Below are 15,060 nucleotides of genomic sequence, written 5' to 3'. Positions count from 1 at the left end.
AAAAGGAGCTCTGCCATGAAAATGATTCCCCTCGGTCGTTCCGGCCTGACCGTCTCAGAGCTCTGCCTCGGCACCATGACCTGGGGCAGCCAGAATACCGAGGCCGAGGGCCATGTCCAGGCCGATCTGGCGCTGGATCGCGGCATCACCTTCTGGGACACCGCCGAGATGTATCCGGTCAACCCGGTCCGGGCCGAAACCGTGGGCGTCAGCGAAGAGATCGTGGGTTCCTGGATCAAAGCGCGGGGCGGGCGCGACCGGCTGGTGATTGCCACCAAGATCACCGGGACCGGCCAGCATGTCCGCCCCGGCCAGCCGATTACCGGCACCAGCCTGAGAGAGGCGGCAGAGGCCTCGCTCCGGCGGCTGAACACCGATTATATCGACCTTTATCAGCTGCACTGGCCCAATCGCGGCAGCTACCATTTCCGCCAGAACTGGAGCTATGCGCCGACCGGCATCGACCGCACCGCCGAGACCGCCGCGATGACCGATATCCTGACCGCCGCGCAAAGCCTGATCGCCGAGGGCAAGATCCGCGCCATCGGGCTCTCGAACGAGACCGTCTGGGGCACGGCGCGCTGGCTGCATCTGGCCGACACGCTGGGCCTGCCGCGCATGGTCAGCGCGCAGAACGAATATTCGCTTCTGTGCCGCCAGTTCGACACCGATCATGCCGAGCTTTCCCTGATCGAGGATCTGCCGCTTCTGGCCTATTCGACACTGGCGGCGGGGCTTTTGTCTGGGAAATATGCCGGTGATGTGACCCCCTCTGACAGCCGCCGGGCGCGGGTCCCGGATCTGGGTGGCCGCATCACGCCGCAGGTCTTTCCGGCGGTGGCGGCCTGCCTTGCGGTGGCGGCGGATCATGGGCTCGACCCGGTTCAGATGGCGATTGCCTTTTGCCGCACGCGACCCTTCACCACGATCCCGATCATCGGGGCGACCAGGCTTGCCGATCTCGCGACCTGCATCGGCGCGGCGGGGCTGAATTTGTCGCCCGAGGTGCTGGACGATCTGAACGAGGTCTATCGCCTGCATCCGCGCCCGTTCTGAGCCGGTGCGGGGCGCTTCGCGCTTGCCCGCCTGGCCGTTTCGGGGCAGTCTCGCGCGATAATGATAAACATGGGCAAGAGCGGCGGAACAGCCGGATGACAGGTATCGGGTATCGGTTTGCGACACTGGCCGGGGCGGTTGCGCTTGCGCTGACGCTTGGCGGCTGCCTGCCGGGATTCGAGAAATCCGGCGCGGGCGGGGCAGGTGTGGAAAAAACCGCGACGACGGTTATCACCGGCGACGCGATCGAGACCACAGCGCTTGGGCCCCCCGGCGCTGCTGTTGGCGCGCCGGGGGCAAAGACGGCACCCGCCGCGGCCGCAGTCGCGACTTCCGGCAATGCCCCGGCTGAAGCCGCCGCTGCTGCAGCGCCCGCGCCGCCCGAAACGGTCCCGCCCGAAGTTGCCCCGCCCGAAGCTGCGCCGGTCGAGACCAACCCTTTCACCGCCGAGGCCCGCCTGACCTGTGAAAAGGCCGGGGGCAACTGGGCCAAAACCGGGTCCGGCTTCAACAGTTGTGTCTGGAGCACCAAAGATTCCGGCAAGCGCTGTACGGCGTCGACGCAATGCGAGGGGCAATGCCTCGCGCGGTCGGGCACCTGCGCGCCGTTCACGCCGCTGTTTGGCTGCAGTGAGATCCTCGATGACAGTGGCCGGAGAATGACCGAATGCCTGCAATGACGCGTCTGATCCGCCTTGTGCTTGCCGGGGCGGGGCTTGCCCTTGCCCTCCAGGCCTGCGCCCCCCGCGCATCTGAAACCGTCGGTCGCACGGTGTTTCGCAACTCAGGCGCCGGGATCTGGTCCGCGGCCGCCTTCCAGCCCGCCCGGATCACAGGCGACTGGCGCCAGGCCGCCGCCTATACAAGGGGCGCGGCCCAGAGTTGCGCACCCGGCGGCGCTGTCTTCAGCCAGACAGCTTCCGGCCAGCTTTCCGTCAAAGCCCGGCTCTGCCTCGACGGGCGCGAGATCACCGCTTCCGGCCCCGTGACCGTGACCGGCCCCGGCAGATTCACCGTGCCCGGAATGGGAGAATGGTGGGTGATCTGGGTCGACAGCGGCTACCGCACCCTCGCCATCGCGACGCCAAGGGGCGAATTCGGCTTTGTGCTTGACCGGGGCCGCATCGGCCCAGACCGCTTGCGCGCCGCCGCCGAGATCTTCGATTTCAACGGCTATCCGAAAGACCGGCTGAAGCCCTTCTGACCAGGTCTTTCCGGCAATGCCGCCTGCTCATGACGAAGATAATCCCGCCGGAGGCGTCAGCCCCCGGCCAGAAACCCGTCCCTACAGTATCCGCCGAAACGCCGGCCGCGCGCCGGAATTGTCGAAAAACGGCACGCCGGGCTGATCGCCACCGCGCAAAAGATTGCTGATCTCGGCCAGAACCACTTCGGTAACAAAGGGCAGATCGAGCCGCCTTGCCTCATCAAGCCCCAGCCAGGCCAGATGCGACAGCTCGTCCGAGGCCTGCGAGAAATCATCCGGGTCGCCGTCCAGCCCGGCCGCATCGGCAAGGAAAAACCGCGCATCAAAGCGGCGCGGCCGCCCGGGCGGCGTGATGGCGCGAAACACATAGCGCAGCTTTGCCGCCCCCGGCGGATAGCCGAGCCCGGTCTCTTCGCGCAGCTCGCGCAGGGCGGCCGTGACCAGCCGGCCAGGCGCTGCCCCGCCGGGCACACCCGGGCTGATCTGCGCCAGCCTTGCAGCGCAATCCGCCGTCAGCGCCGCGACCCCGGCATCCTCATCCGCTGCATCCAGCCCACCGCCCGGAAAGACGAATTTCGACGGCATGAAGACCGCTTTCGCGCCGCGCTGACCCATAAGGATCCGCGCCTCACCGCCTTCGCGCCGGGTGAGGATCACCGTGGCCGCATCGCGGATCTGCGGCTCATCCACGCTCATTATCCCCAAAGCCATGCATCCTCCGCGACCATTGCAATCCGACAAATGCCCCCTTGATCCGGGGCAGTAAAAACAGCGACATCGCCACACTCGCCACCGATAAAAGTGCAGCGGTAATAAGCGGATCGGGCGTCCATCTGATATAGAGCGCAAGCATCAGCGGCCCGATGATATGGCCCACGATCAGGATCGTCACATAGGCCGGCCCGTCATCGGCGCGCTGGTGAAACAACGCCTCATTGCAGACCGGGCAGTGATCGCGCACCTTGAGAAAGCCCTGAAACAGCGGCCCCGCGCCGCAGGACGGGCAGCGGCGGCGCCAGCCGCGCAACATGGCCGGGCGCAAAGGCCGTTCTCCGGCATCCTGGTCTGGCGCTGTCTGCTCTGCTGTGCCTCCGGCTTCTTTGTCAGCCCGCCCTTCCGCCAGCAGATCATAGCCGGAAGCGGTTTTCAGATTGCTGCTCTGCATGCCGCGTCTTCTGCCTCTTCGATTCTCGTCCCTGCCGTCAGATTAGGCAGTTTGAAACCTGTTTCACAGGGATGTTTAGTCGCATCCCGCGCCGGCGCAGGTCCCTGATCGGGAATGCTCTGGCGGTGGCGGGCGCGATTTATCCGCAATGCCGCGACGGAAGCGCAGATCCGTGTCGTTATAAAGCTGTCAGACAATACGGGAAGGGCCGGTTTCGGACAGGCTATATCGGATAGCGGGCTGCTTCGCGGGTCGCTCAGAGAAAGATCGGTTAAGGGCGGGGCCGCAAGCCGGGCTTTGCGGTGGCCCCGGGTTCCGGGGTAACAGATGGGAATGAGGATGCCCCGGGATACGGTCGAGGACGAGGATGAGGCGGTTTTGCTCGCGCGCTATGCGCAGGGCGATGCCGTTGCGGCCCGGCTTCTGACGGCGCGGCTTTTGCCGCCGGTCCTGTCATTTGCCAGCCGGATGATGGCGGGCGACCGGGCCGAGGCGGAAGACATTGCGCAAGAGGCAATGCTGCGGCTCTGGCGCGCGGCCCCGGGCTGGCGCGAGGGAGAGGCGAAGGTCTCGACCTGGCTCTACCGGGTGGTGGCCAATCTGGCGACCGACCGGATCCGCAGCCGGCAGCGCCGCCACCGTCATACCGGCGGCGCGACGCTGGAACTGAGCGATGCGCCCGAAGCGGCAGATGGCGCGCCGGGGGCCGAGGCGCGGCTGATCGCGTCGGAGCGGATGGCCGCGCTGGACCGCGCGCTGGCCGCCTTGCCCGAGCGTCAGCGCGAGGCGGTGGTCCTGCGCCATATCGAGGGGCTCTCGAACCCCGAGATCGCGGCGGTGATGGGCGTGGGGATTGAAGCGGTCGAAAGCCTGACCGCACGCGGGCGCCGCGGTCTGGCGCAGGCGCTCGGGCCGTATCGGGCGCTTTTGGGGTTTGAAGGGGATTGAGCGATGGGCAAGACAGAGCTGAATGGACCAGAACGGAATGCGCCGGAGCTGACGGGCGCCGAGCTTGACCGCGTCTTTCTTCTTGCGCGGGCGACCGCACCCGAACCATCCGGGGCGCTGATGGCGCATGTGCTGCAGGCGGGCCTTGCGGCGATGCCGGCGTCTTCGGGCGCGCCCTCACGGGTTTTGCGCCCCGCGGGTGCCGGTTTCCTTGCAGGGATCGCGCGGCTCTGGTCTTCCTTCAGCGCGGGATTTGGCGGCAGCGGCGTGGTGGCCAGCCTTGGCGCGGTGGCCGCACTTGCACTGTTTCTGGGCTATTCCGATCCGGCCGGGCTCGGCGACGGGTTCCTGACCGCGGCCGGGGCCATGACTGTGACCGAAGGCGATGACGGGCCCGAACTGGAGCCGGTGGCGATCTATTTTCTGGCCGGAGGCTGAGGAGAGATGGGTGTGAGTGATCCGCACAACAGCGCGAAACAACCTGGAACGCGCGGCTGGGTCAGGGCGCTTCTGGCGGCCTCACTGGCGCTTAATCTGGCAATTGGCGGCCTGTTCGCCGGCGCCTGGCTGGGGGCCTGGTCCGATATGCAATCGGGCGCCAGAAGCGGCGGGGAACATGGTTCGGGTGCAAGGCGCGACAATGGGCTCGGGCCGCTGGCAACGGCGATGCGGGGCGAGGACTGGCATGCGATGCGCGAGGCCTGGGTCAGCCGAAACCCCGATCTCAAGCGCGGCCATGCGCAGCTGCGCGCCGATTATGACCCGCTTCTGGCCGCGCTTCGGGCCGAGCCTTTTGATGCCGGAGCGATGCAGGACGCGCTGGCGACGATCTCGGAAAGCAACAGCCGCCGCCTGATCAGCGCCAGCGAGGTGATCGGTGCCTATCTGGCCACCCTGAACGAGACCGAGCGCCGCACCTATGCGGAACGGCTGGAACACGCGTTGCAGCCGAAGAAGAAAAAGGACTGAGCACAGGACTTTCTAGACGGGGTTTCAGGCGCCAGTCAGGCGCGGATCGCCGCCCGGTTCAGCCCGAAACGCGCAAGATATTTGCGCAGCCCGTCGGCATCATTCTGACTGGCCTTTTCCTGACGCGAGCCTGCAAAAAGCCTGCGTCCGGCCTCGGACGGGCTCGTGCAGTTGCGGCGGGCACGGGTAATTGCCGCAAGCTGGGTGTGGTCGAATTCGTCAATCGTTTCAGGTGCCCGCAGCACCACTCGCAGAAGCGCAATACAGGGGTCAGTCTAGGCCGCGCGCGTCGATCTGATTGAGAAACAGCACACCGCAATCGGCTTCGCGCAGGGCCTGCCCCAGAGCTGTAAGCGTGCGGGCGCGATGATGGATCAGATCCGCGATTATGACCTCGCAGCTGTGGTCGATTGCATCGACCCTCCCGGCTGCATCGTGGCCTACGATATGCCGCTGCCCTGGAAGACGGGCAATTGTCTCTGAAAAGACCGCCCGGACCGTAAGGCCCGGGCGGTTTTTTTGTCATTCTGCAGCGGTGCGCAGACCGGCGTTATGGCTGTCGATCCGGTCGCCGATCGCAAGGCCGAGGCGGCTGGCATAGTCTGCCGCGCTGAGCTTTTCGCCCTGGGCAGTGCGGACGCGGCCGATCTCGACCAGACCGCCCTGCAATGCGACCTGCACCTTGCCGCCCCCGATTGCGGCGATGGTGCCGGGCTTGCCTTTCACATCAGCAAAGCGGCGTGCGGGGATCAGATGGCTCTCATAGATGCGGATTTTCTCATCGCCGACCAGCATCCAGGCGCCGGGTGCCGGGTCGCAGCCCCGGATCAGGTTATGGATATCGATTGCATGGGCCGACCAGTTGATCCGCGCTTCGGGGTCGCGGCACCAGCCCTCATAGGTGGCCTGGCTCTCATCCTGCACGGTCTCGCTGTGTTTACCCGCAAGGATCAGATCGGCGGCTTCAAGCATCGCGGCCACACCCATCGGGAAAAGCCGGTCGAAATAGACGGTGCCCAGCGTGTCGTCGGCGCTGACCGCAGTGGTCTTTTGCAAAACGATATCGCCCTCATCCAGCCCGTCATTGGGGCGGAAGATCGTCAGCCCGGTCTCGGTCTCGCCCCGGATCAGCGGCCAGCTGATCGCGCTCGGGCCGCGATATTTCGGCAAAAGCGAGGGGTGATAGCAGATGGCGCCATGTTTCGGGATGGTCACAAAGCCCTGCGGCGCGAATTGCAGCACATAGGCCATGACGGCGAGGTCGACATCGAGTGCGCGCAGCGCCTCTGCCGCCGCCTCGCTGGTCAGATTGGGGAGCTGCAGGGTCTTTACACCCTTTTCTTCGGCCGCAAGCCGCAGCGGATCGGGTTTGGCACCAGGCTTTTCGGGCGCACAGAAGACGGCGGCGACATCATCGCCACGCGCGAGGAAGGCTTCAAGAACGGCTTTGCCAAAGGCCTGCTGGCCGATGATCGCGATACGCATCGGAGGATCCTTTATCGGAATTTTGGGAAAAGCGGGGTCCGTCACCCTGGCCGTGACCAGTCAGACGGACCCCGAAGTGAGCCTCGGGAAAAGGCTTCAGGGAGTTAGGGGGGCAGGTCAGGCAGGTCCGGTATTGATCCAGACCACTTTCGGTTCGGTGAAATTGGCGATGGCCTCTTCGCCATGTTCGCGCCCGAAACCGGAATCGCGCACGCCACCCCAGGGCAGTCGGATATCGGTCGGGCCATAGGTGTTGACCCAGACGGTGCCGGCCTTCAGCTTGCGGGTGAAGCGGTGGGCGCGGGTCATGTCAGAGGTCCAGACCCCGGCGGCGAGGCTGTAGACAGTGCCATTGGCCAGGCGCAGCGCATCATCATCGTCTTTGAAGGGAACCACTGCGGCGACCGGGCCGAAGATCTCTTCTTGCGAGATACGCATGTCGTGGCGGACATTGGCGAAGACGGTCGGCTCGATGAAGTAGCCCTGGTCGCCATGGCGGGCACCGCCGGTCACGACCTCTGCGCCCTCGGCCCGGCCGATCTCGATATAGTCCAGAATGCGGTTCATCTGCACTTCCGAGACCACCGGCCCCATCGAGGTGCCCGACTCCTGCGGGTTGCCGAGCCGCATGCCTTTGGCCCGGGCCGCGAGCTTTTCAGCCACCTCGTCATGGATCGATTCATGGACGAGGATGCGCGAGCCGGCCGAGCAGACCTGCCCGGTATTGAAGAAGATCCCCGAACCCGCCGCCCGCACTGCCGCATCGATATCGGCATCGGGGAAGATGATATTGGCGGATTTCCCGCCGAGTTCGAGCGTCACGCGTTTCAGGTTCCCTGCCGAACCCTGCAGGATCTGGCGCCCGACAACCGGCGAGCCGGTGAAGGTCACCTTGTCGATATCGGGGTGATCCACGATGGCCTGGCCCGCGACCTTGCCAAAGCCCGGCACCACGTTCAGCACACCCGGCGGCAGCCCGGCTTCCAGCGCAAGCTCGCCCAGCCGGATCGCGGTCAGCGGGGTGATCTCGGCCGGTTTCAGCACCACCGTGCAGCCACAGGCCAGTGCCGGTGCGATTTTCCACATGCCGATCATCAGCGGGAAGTTCCACGGGATGATGGCGCCGACCACACCCAGCGGCTCGCGCACAGTATAGGTCAGCGCATCGGGGCGGGCAGGGGTCACGGTGCCGGTGATCTTGTCGGCCCAGCCCGCGTAATAGGTCAGGGTGTCGATCACCGCCGGCAGATCCTGGCGGCGGATCGCGGAAACCGGCTTGCCCGAATCAAGGCTTTCCAACTCGACCAGTTCCTCGCTGTGGCTCCGGATCACCTCGGCGAAACGCAGAAGAAGTGCGCCACGGTCGGCGGCGCGCATCGGGGCCCAGACCTCTTCAAACGCCTTGCGCGCAGAAGCGACGGCGAGATTGACATCCTCGACCCCGGCCTCGGCCACATGGGCAAGATGGGCGCCGGTTGCGGGGTTCAGCGTCTCGAATGTGCGCCCCGAAAGTGCGGGCCGCGTCTCGCCGCCGATCAGCAGCGGATAGATCCCGCCGGTCTTCTGGTCGAGCATAGTTCCCTCCATCATATGCACGTCAGTTCATATATTGACCGGGCGATCCACTCTCCTCCGGGAATCGCCTGATGAAAATAACCTTACCCTGGTGAAAAATTCTGTGAATATGATACAGGTTACATGACTTGCCGACCAAGGTCTGGCAATCTTGTGCCGGACTTGCAGGCAAAATACATGAACAGGATTTCATAAGATGGACAGGTCAGTCAGGGTTGAAATCGCGCCGGTCTGGGCGTTTCAGCGTCGTGAGACCCAGGAACGGCTGGAGATCACGCTGGGCCTGCTGTCGGATATCCGCAATACCGGCAAGCTCTCGGTCGCGGCGGCCAGGGCGGGGATGTCTTATCGCCATGCCTGGAACCTTCTGGTCAAATGGTCGGAATTTTTCGGCTCGGATCTGGTGGAGCGCAAGCAGGGCAGCGGGACCAGCCTGACGGCCTTCGGCGACAAGCTGGTCTGGGCGGCGGAACGGCTTGAGGCGCGGCTGCGCCCTTTGTTGCAAAACCTGGCGCAGGAATTGCAGACCGAGGTGAACCAGACGCTTGCCAGCGGGCGGCTGGAGCTGCGGGTGCGGGCAAGCCATGGCTTTGCGGTGCCGAAACTGCGCGAGCTGCTGGCGCGGGATTTCGAGGGCAGCGTTGATTTCCGCTATGTTTCGAATTCGAATTCCCTGGTTTCGATGGTGGAAAACACCTGTGATCTTGCCGGGATGCATCTGCCACAGGGCGAATTGCGCGCGCGCACGCTTGCGATGACACGCGGCTGGCTTGATCCCGAGGAACATCGGGTGATCTCGTTCGTGACGCGCGAGATGGGGCTGATTGTGGGCAAGGGGAACCCTTTGGGGATCACCCATTGCCATGATCTGACGCGCTCAGGCGTGCGGCTGGTGAACCGCGATCCCGACAGCGGCACGCGGATCCTGTTCGATCAGCTGCTGGCGCAGCACCAGGTTCAGGGCGCGGCGATCAACGGCTATTCACATTCGGAATTCACCCATGCGGCGGTTGCGGCCTATGTCGCCTCGGGCTTTGCCGATGTGGCCTTTGGCGTCGAGGCGGCGGCGCGGCAGTTCGGGCTCGATTTCGTGCCGGTGCTGACCGAGGATTACGTCTTTATCTGCCATCGCCGCATCCTGGACCACCCGGCGATGGAGCGGGTGCTGGCGGTGATGCGCGGGCCGGAATTCGCGCGCGAGATCTCGCAGCTGCCTGGCTATCAGGTGAAGGAGCCGGGTAAGGTCAAGACGATCCGTGAGGTGTTCCGCGCGCGCGGCTGATATGGCGCTATTCGAGCGATTTCAGCTGGCTGACCCGCGATGTATCATCCGTCAGATCTAAGGATTCGGTCGATATGGCCAGCATGGCCGATGGCGCGAACAAAAGCCTGGCATCCATCATCTTCCGGCCATCCGCCGCCGTCATCACCTTATGGATCCGGAAGCTGGTATAGATGCAATCTTCCCAGGTCACCGCCTCTTCGCCCAGGACCCGGATGGTGAGCGAGACTGTCACCGGCGCTGCTTTTTGCCGCGTCATCCGGGCCTTCAGGGTGATCTCGCCGCCCTGATCCCGGATCGCTTCTGGCCCGGGCAAGGGCAGGGGGGCGTTCCAGTCATAGCTGATCCGGAAGCCCGGCGCCTCGCTTGAGATCGGCCAGAGGCCAGCCGCCAGGCGCGAGGTGATCTGGCCGCTGCGATAGGTCAGCACATCATCCGTCAGGTCGAGATATTCAAGCGCGGCACCGTCGGAATAGACTGCGCGCGCGGGCAGGTCCTCTGTGGTGAAGCAACCGGCTGTTGCGGGGCCCGCGGCGAGGAGGCCGAGGACCAGGCTGCGGATCACCCGAAAACCCTGACGCCGCTTTCGGTGATCATCACGTCGAGCCGCTGATCGGTGCTTTCGATCGGGACCTCGTCCATCTCCTGCGCGTCAAAGGCGAAACCGACTGCCAGCGTCGGGCGGCGCGCACGCAGGGCTTCGAGCGTGCGGTCGTAAAAGCCGCCGCCATAACCGAGCCGGTAGCCGCGCGCATCAAAGGCCAGCATGGGCACGATCAGGATCTCGGGTTCCAGCCAGGCGCCCTCTGCCGGGATCAGCGCCTTGAAAGTGCCCTCGATAAGGGGGGCACCCGGGCTCCATTCGCGAAACCTGAGCGGCTGGTCGCGGCCGGGGATCACCGGCAGCGAAACGGGCCCCTGATGCGCAGCCATGGCGGGCAGGGGGTCGATCTCGGTCCGGAAGGGCATATAGCCCGACAGCACCTTGCCGGAATGCGCCGCAAGGTAATCCGCCAGCAGATCGGCTGCCTGACCTTGCCCTTTCGCATAGGCGAGCGCGCGGGCTTCGGCCGCCTTTCTGCGGATTTCAGCTTTGATTTCTTTCACAACAGCACCAGTGCAGCGAAGCCAAGAAAGGCAAGATAGCCCATCACATCGGTCAGTGTAGTCACAAAGGTGCCCGAGGCAAGCGCCGGGTCCATCCCCATCCGGTTAAAGGCAAGCGGCACCAGAACCCCGCCCGTTGCCGCCACCACCTGATTGCAGATCATCGCCATCGCCAGCACCGATCCAAGCCAGGGGTCGTGGAAGAACACCACGGCTGCAAAGGCCAGCACCAGCGCGAGGAAGATCCCGTTCACCATTCCCGCCCGGAGTTCACGCCAGATCACCCGGCGCGCGTTTGCCGGGGTCAGATCGCGCGTCGCAAGCGAGCGCACCGCCACCGCCAGCGACTGCGTGCCTGCAATCCCTCCGGTCGAGGCCACAATCGGCATCAGAGCCGCCAGCAGCACCAGCGAGGCAATCACCCCTTCGAATTGTGAAATCACCAATGCGGAAAGCGAGGCGGTGAAAAGATTGACCACCAGCCAGGGCAGGCGGCTTCTGACCGTCGCGATCACCCCGTCCTGGATCGAGCTCTCATCCGAAACACCGGCGAGGCGCAGCATGTCTTCTTCATGTTCTTCGTCGAGCACATTCATCGCGTCATCAATGGTGATGACGCCAACCAGCCGCCCGTCCTCATCCACCACCGGGCAGGAGATCAGGTGATACTGGTTGAAGTAATAGGCGACATCGGCCTCTTCATCGGTCGCCCTGACGGTGCGGAAACTCTCTTCGGTGATGTCTTTCAGCTTTGCATCGCGTGGGGCCGAGAGGATGCGGCCAAGGGTGACATAGCCGATGGGGCGCATCCTCGGATCGGCGAGGATGACATGATAGAACTGATCCGGCAGCCAGTCGGCGCCGCGCAGAAAGTCGATCGTCTCTCCGACACTCCAGTGCTCGGGGGCGATCACCACTTCGCGCTGCATCAGACGCCCGGCGGAATATTCCGGGTAAGACATCGCCTGTTCGACCGCGATCCGGTCGGCATCTTCCAGCGCATCAAGGATCTTTTCCTGCGCCGGCTCGTCGAGATCCTCGAGAATATCGACCACGTCATCGGTGTCGAGTTCGCGGACAGCCTCGGCCACCACCTCGTCCGGCAGTGATTCGATCACCTCTTCGCGGATTGACTCGTCGATCTCGGAAAGCACATCGCCATCGATCCCGCCATGCCAGAGCGCCAGCAGCCCGCTGCGGTCTGCTGAGGAGATCTGTTCAAGAATATCGGCGATATCGGCGGCGTGCAGCGGATCAAGCAGCATATCAAGCCGCGCGGTATCCTTTGCCGCAACGGCCTCAAGCACCTGGGTCAGGCGTTCGGCGGCCAGTTCCTCTTCGTCGCGCTCTTGAACCGTTTCCTTCATGGATACTCCTTCACCGCACCAGCCCGGCACCGCATTCCCGGGGTTTACCGGAAGCCGTATGCGGGAAACAGGGGGCAAGCGGCGGATTTCCTTTCGCTGATGATGGCTTATTGTAACATGGTGGCGGTGTTTTGCTGACAGGATGTGAACGGATCGGAGAGGCGAATGGCGGATCTGCTGCTGGGACAGGTGCTGAGCTTCACCGGTGATCCCTTTGTGGAGGGTGAGGCGGCGGCCAGGCATCTGAGCCGGGGCGCTGTCCTCGTGGAGAACGGCCGGATCATGGCGGTGGGGCAGGCGGGCGATCTGCGCGCGGCCCATCCCGCTGCACGGCTGCATGATTACGGCGAGTGTCTGATCTCGGCCGGGTTTATCGACGCGCATGTGCATTACCCGCAGACGGCGATCATCGCCTCCTGGGGCAAGCGGCTGATCGACTGGCTGAACCTTTACACCTTCCCCGAGGAAATGCGCTTTGCCGATCCTGCCTATGCAGCTGAGATCGCCGGTCGCTATCTCGATCTGGTGCTGGCGCGCGGCACCACGACAGTCTGTTCCTATGCCACGATCCATCCGGCCTCGGTCGATGCGATTTTCAGCGCGGCCGAGGCGCGGGGGATGCGGGTCTATGCCGGCAAGACCTGTATGGACCGCAACGCCCCCGAGGGTCTGCGCGATACCGCGCAATCCGCCTATGATGACAGCAAGGCATTGCTGGAGAAATGGCACGGCCGGGACCGGCTGTCCTATGTGATCACGCCGCGGTTTTCGCCGACCTCGACGCCGGAGCAGCTGGCGGCGCTTGGCTCTTTGTGGCGCGAGAACCCCGATTGCCTGATGCAGACGCATCTCTCGGAACAGACGGATGAGATCGCCTGGGTGAAAGACCTTTTCCCGCAATCGCGCGATTATCTCGATACTTACGAGACCCAGGGGCTCTTGCGCGAGGGCGCGGTTTACGGCCATGCGATCTGGCTGACGGAACGCGAAAAGGCGCGGCTGACCGAGGCCGGTGCCTCGCTGGTGCATTGCCCGACCTCAAATACGTTCATCGGCTCGGGGCTTTTCGATATGGGGCTTGCCCGCAGCCTGCGGGTCGGGCTGGCCACCGATACCGGCGGCGGATCGTCGTTTTCCATGCTGCGCACCATGGCCGCTGCCTATGAGGTCGCGCAGCTGCGCGGCGAGGCGCTGCATCCGGCGCAGCTCTGGTGGCTGGCAACCGTCGGCTCGGCCCGCGCGCTGCATGCCGAAGGCCAGATCGGCAATATCGCCCCCGGGATGGAAGCCGATCTGGCGGTGATCGACCTGGCCTCCACCCCGGCCATCGCCCAGGCCGCCGCCCGCGCCGAAACCCTCTGGCAGGCGCTGTTCCCGACCGTGATGATGGGCGACGACCGCGCCATCCGCGCGGTCTGGGTGGGGGGCAGGCTGCGGTGAATGGCTGGTGACGGCTAGATGCCAAAAAAGGGGAAGCTTGCGCAAAAGCAAGGAATAGCGTGCGCAAAGGCATCAAGGAGAAACGGCATGAGACCTGCGTTCAGGGAAGCAGATGGCTGACCTCGGTGCGGGAATAAATTCTCGCACTGCGGCCCACAGGCCCAATTTCACTTGCGTCCAACCAGGCCTGAAGCGCCTGCCATCCCAAACCCGCCGCTATTCCCAGAGCACGAAAGCTGACGAAGCGGTCATGGAAGGCCTGCCTGTCCGCCGCGCTCATTCGCACTTGCGCATTGCCCCGCTTTCCGCGCAACTGCTGAGACGAGAGGTCATTTCGACGAACGAAGGCGATGAGTTCACTTGGTCGAAGCCCCAGCGAAAAGGCAAAAGTTTCAATCGAAATCGCCCCTCCTTCCTGTTCGAAATGGCCAAGATTGATCAGGATCGAGGCAAAGCCGGACCGCTGTAAATACTTGCCAACCCGCGCAATCCGTCCGGAGCGGATGTCGTCGATGATCTCGGGAAATGTCATCTGCAAACGGTCAGAGGCTTCCGCCAGACTGCACCAGTCATGCAGGACGAAAGATATCGGCTCGGCCCCATTTAACAGCCCGTCGATCAGATCCTGCGCCGCCCAAACGTCCCAAAACCCGCTCTTGATGGGATGCAAAAAAAACCGCATCTCGCGCCTGATCAAATTGTGGGGTTGAAAGCGAGAGGGCTTTGCAGAAACCAGCCTCGGCCAGCCCATGCGCAAACAGCGCCCTTGCTTCAGTGCTGCCGATGAGCCTCCACTCCGGCGGGCAGCTCCCATCCTCGCCGGCAGCCGTCATGATCTCAGCCTCGGGTAGACAGAGCTTCTCCAAGGACGGTTTGTCCCGTAGCGATCGGCCAGGTCTGGAAGATATGGTCCCGCAGGATTGCACGAAACGGCTCATAAGCAGGACCGGTCAGATAACGATCCAGGTTGCGGTAAAGGACACCGAAACGGCACGACGGACCATCGTTGGGCGCACCTCCGGCGCGCTGCATGCTGAACAGAGTTTCCCGAAAGGCGTCTTCCCCTTTCGACAATATGTCGAAGGCCACAGCGATGGCATTGTGCCGGTCTGCATGTGTCATATCGCGAGATTACGGAAAGGTCTCTCGCACAAGGCTTCGGCCGAGCAGATCTCACGCATCGGTCGCGGCCTGAAAATCAAACCGATCCAGCCATGTCGATCCAGCCTGTCCCCTCAGTCGTGACGAAACCCAAAAAATTATAGGGTGTGGTCAGATGCGCTATCCTCGCCTCACCGTGTGAGATCTTCCCGGCAGGCCTATCGACGAAATCTCTTCGCCGGCAAAGTTCGCCTGCCGTGGCCAAAGGATTCAGCCATTGTCCATGTTGAGGGCAGACAAAACTTAGCTCATGCAACCAGTCAACACGAAGTGGAGTCCACTTCCATTGTCATCGCCT

Annotated in this window: 17 protein-coding genes; 8 read left to right on the top strand and 9 right to left on the bottom strand. The window is 63.9% G+C overall.

Annotation, left to right across the window (positions count from 1 at the left end):
• The first annotated feature begins 15 nt into the window (after positions 1 to 15).
• The 3 genes from BLW25_RS08760 (at position 16) to BLW25_RS08750 (ending at position 2,260) form a co-directional block, all read left to right on the top strand.
• The gene (locus tag BLW25_RS08760) at positions 16 to 1,056 is read left to right on the top strand and encodes an aldo/keto reductase (protein ID WP_092898235.1); all 1,041 of its coding nucleotides are present in this window, start codon (positions 16 to 18) and stop codon (positions 1,054 to 1,056) included.
• 95 nt (positions 1,057 to 1,151) lie between these two features.
• The gene (locus BLW25_RS08755; protein WP_092898233.1) at positions 1,152 to 1,736 is read left to right on the top strand and encodes a hypothetical protein; all 585 of its coding nucleotides are present in this window, start codon (positions 1,152 to 1,154) and stop codon (positions 1,734 to 1,736) included.
• Positions 1,724 to 2,260, top strand: coding sequence for a lipocalin/fatty acid-binding family protein (locus BLW25_RS08750; protein WP_253188311.1), 537 nt, complete (start codon positions 1,724 to 1,726; stop codon positions 2,258 to 2,260). Before BLW25_RS08755 ends, BLW25_RS08750 begins: the two co-directional genes overlap by 13 nt.
• 81 nt (positions 2,261 to 2,341) lie before the next feature.
• On the opposite strand, the gene BLW25_RS08745 is transcribed toward BLW25_RS08750, so the two are convergent.
• Both BLW25_RS08745 and BLW25_RS08740 read right to left on the bottom strand, forming a co-directional pair.
• Positions 2,342 to 2,974 carry an NUDIX hydrolase gene (locus BLW25_RS08745; protein WP_253188309.1) on the bottom strand — a complete coding sequence of 211 codons (633 nt, stop codon included), beginning with the start codon at positions 2,972 to 2,974 and terminating at the stop codon, positions 2,342 to 2,344.
• Positions 2,946 to 3,293: a DUF983 domain-containing protein gene (locus tag BLW25_RS08740; protein WP_253188540.1), complete on the bottom strand. Its 348-nt coding sequence runs from the start codon at positions 3,291 to 3,293 to the stop codon at positions 2,946 to 2,948. Before BLW25_RS08740 ends, BLW25_RS08745 begins: the two co-directional genes overlap by 29 nt.
• Positions 3,294 to 3,761: 468 nt before the next feature.
• Between BLW25_RS08740 and BLW25_RS08735 the strand changes: the two genes are divergently transcribed.
• The 3 genes from BLW25_RS08735 to BLW25_RS08725 are packed head-to-tail and all read left to right on the top strand — an operon-like array spanning position 3,762 to position 5,345.
• Positions 3,762 to 4,376: an RNA polymerase sigma factor gene (locus BLW25_RS08735; protein WP_092898225.1), complete on the top strand. Its 615-nt coding sequence runs from the start codon at positions 3,762 to 3,764 to the stop codon at positions 4,374 to 4,376.
• Positions 4,377 to 4,379: 3 nt separating this feature from the next.
• Complete coding sequence (locus BLW25_RS08730) at positions 4,380 to 4,814, top strand: hypothetical protein (RefSeq protein ID WP_092898223.1); 435 nt, start codon at positions 4,380 to 4,382, stop codon at positions 4,812 to 4,814.
• Positions 4,815 to 4,826: 12 nt separating this feature from the next.
• The gene (locus BLW25_RS08725; protein ID WP_171909514.1) at positions 4,827 to 5,345 is read left to right on the top strand and encodes a periplasmic heavy metal sensor; all 519 of its coding nucleotides are present in this window, start codon (positions 4,827 to 4,829) and stop codon (positions 5,343 to 5,345) included.
• A 35-nt stretch (positions 5,346 to 5,380) separates the two neighbouring features.
• Here the strand turns inward: BLW25_RS08725 and BLW25_RS08720 are convergent, their stop codons facing one another.
• The 3 genes from BLW25_RS08720 to BLW25_RS08710 all read right to left on the bottom strand — a co-directional run bounded on the left by BLW25_RS08720 (position 5,381) and on the right by BLW25_RS08710 (position 8,405).
• Positions 5,381 to 5,590 (bottom strand): hypothetical protein, encoded by a 210-nt coding sequence (locus BLW25_RS08720; RefSeq protein ID WP_143040479.1) that lies wholly within the window; start codon positions 5,588 to 5,590, stop codon positions 5,381 to 5,383.
• A 277-nt stretch (positions 5,591 to 5,867) separates the two neighbouring features.
• On the bottom strand, positions 5,868 to 6,830 hold the full coding sequence (locus tag BLW25_RS08715) for a methionyl-tRNA formyltransferase (protein WP_092898217.1): 963 nt from the start codon (positions 6,828 to 6,830) through the stop codon (positions 5,868 to 5,870).
• A gap of 117 nt (positions 6,831 to 6,947) precedes the next feature.
• Positions 6,948 to 8,405: an aldehyde dehydrogenase family protein gene (locus BLW25_RS08710; RefSeq protein ID WP_092898215.1), complete on the bottom strand. Its 1,458-nt coding sequence runs from the start codon at positions 8,403 to 8,405 to the stop codon at positions 6,948 to 6,950.
• Between the two features lie 196 nt (positions 8,406 to 8,601).
• Between BLW25_RS08710 and BLW25_RS08705 the strand changes: the two genes are divergently transcribed.
• Positions 8,602 to 9,687 (top strand): substrate-binding domain-containing protein, encoded by a 1,086-nt coding sequence (locus BLW25_RS08705; protein ID WP_092898213.1) that lies wholly within the window; start codon positions 8,602 to 8,604, stop codon positions 9,685 to 9,687.
• 7 nt (positions 9,688 to 9,694) lie between these two features.
• On the opposite strand, the gene BLW25_RS08700 is transcribed toward BLW25_RS08705, so the two are convergent.
• From BLW25_RS08700 to mgtE, 3 genes are read right to left on the bottom strand one after another with little or no spacing between them, the layout of a single operon-like run.
• A complete protein-coding gene (locus tag BLW25_RS08700) occupies positions 9,695 to 10,252 on the bottom strand; it encodes a hypothetical protein (protein WP_092898211.1) in 558 nt (185 codons plus the stop codon).
• Positions 10,249 to 10,794 carry a 5-formyltetrahydrofolate cyclo-ligase gene (locus BLW25_RS08695; RefSeq protein WP_092898209.1) on the bottom strand — a complete coding sequence of 182 codons (546 nt, stop codon included), beginning with the start codon at positions 10,792 to 10,794 and terminating at the stop codon, positions 10,249 to 10,251. The genes BLW25_RS08700 and BLW25_RS08695 overlap by 4 nt, the downstream gene beginning before the upstream one ends.
• Positions 10,791 to 12,161 (bottom strand): magnesium transporter, encoded by a 1,371-nt coding sequence (gene mgtE / locus BLW25_RS08690; RefSeq protein WP_092898207.1) that lies wholly within the window; start codon positions 12,159 to 12,161, stop codon positions 10,791 to 10,793. The genes BLW25_RS08695 and mgtE overlap by 4 nt, the downstream gene beginning before the upstream one ends.
• A gap of 165 nt (positions 12,162 to 12,326) precedes the next feature.
• On the opposite strand from mgtE, the gene guaD reads away from it, so the two are divergent.
• Positions 12,327 to 13,601 carry a guanine deaminase gene (gene guaD / locus BLW25_RS08685; protein ID WP_092898205.1) on the top strand — a complete coding sequence of 425 codons (1,275 nt, stop codon included), beginning with the start codon at positions 12,327 to 12,329 and terminating at the stop codon, positions 13,599 to 13,601.
• Between the two features lie 100 nt (positions 13,602 to 13,701).
• On the opposite strand, the gene BLW25_RS08680 is transcribed toward guaD, so the two are convergent.
• Complete coding sequence (locus tag BLW25_RS08680; RefSeq protein WP_092898203.1) at positions 13,702 to 14,352, bottom strand: hypothetical protein; 651 nt, start codon at positions 14,350 to 14,352, stop codon at positions 13,702 to 13,704.
• Positions 14,353 to 15,060: the final 708 nt, after the last annotated feature.

Source organism: Rhodobacter sp. 24-YEA-8 (assembly GCF_900105075.1).
GTDB lineage: Bacteria > Pseudomonadota > Alphaproteobacteria > Rhodobacterales > Rhodobacteraceae > Pseudogemmobacter.
Note: the sequence above shows the minus strand (reverse complement) of the source record. Positions and strands in the feature narration are given on the sequence as shown.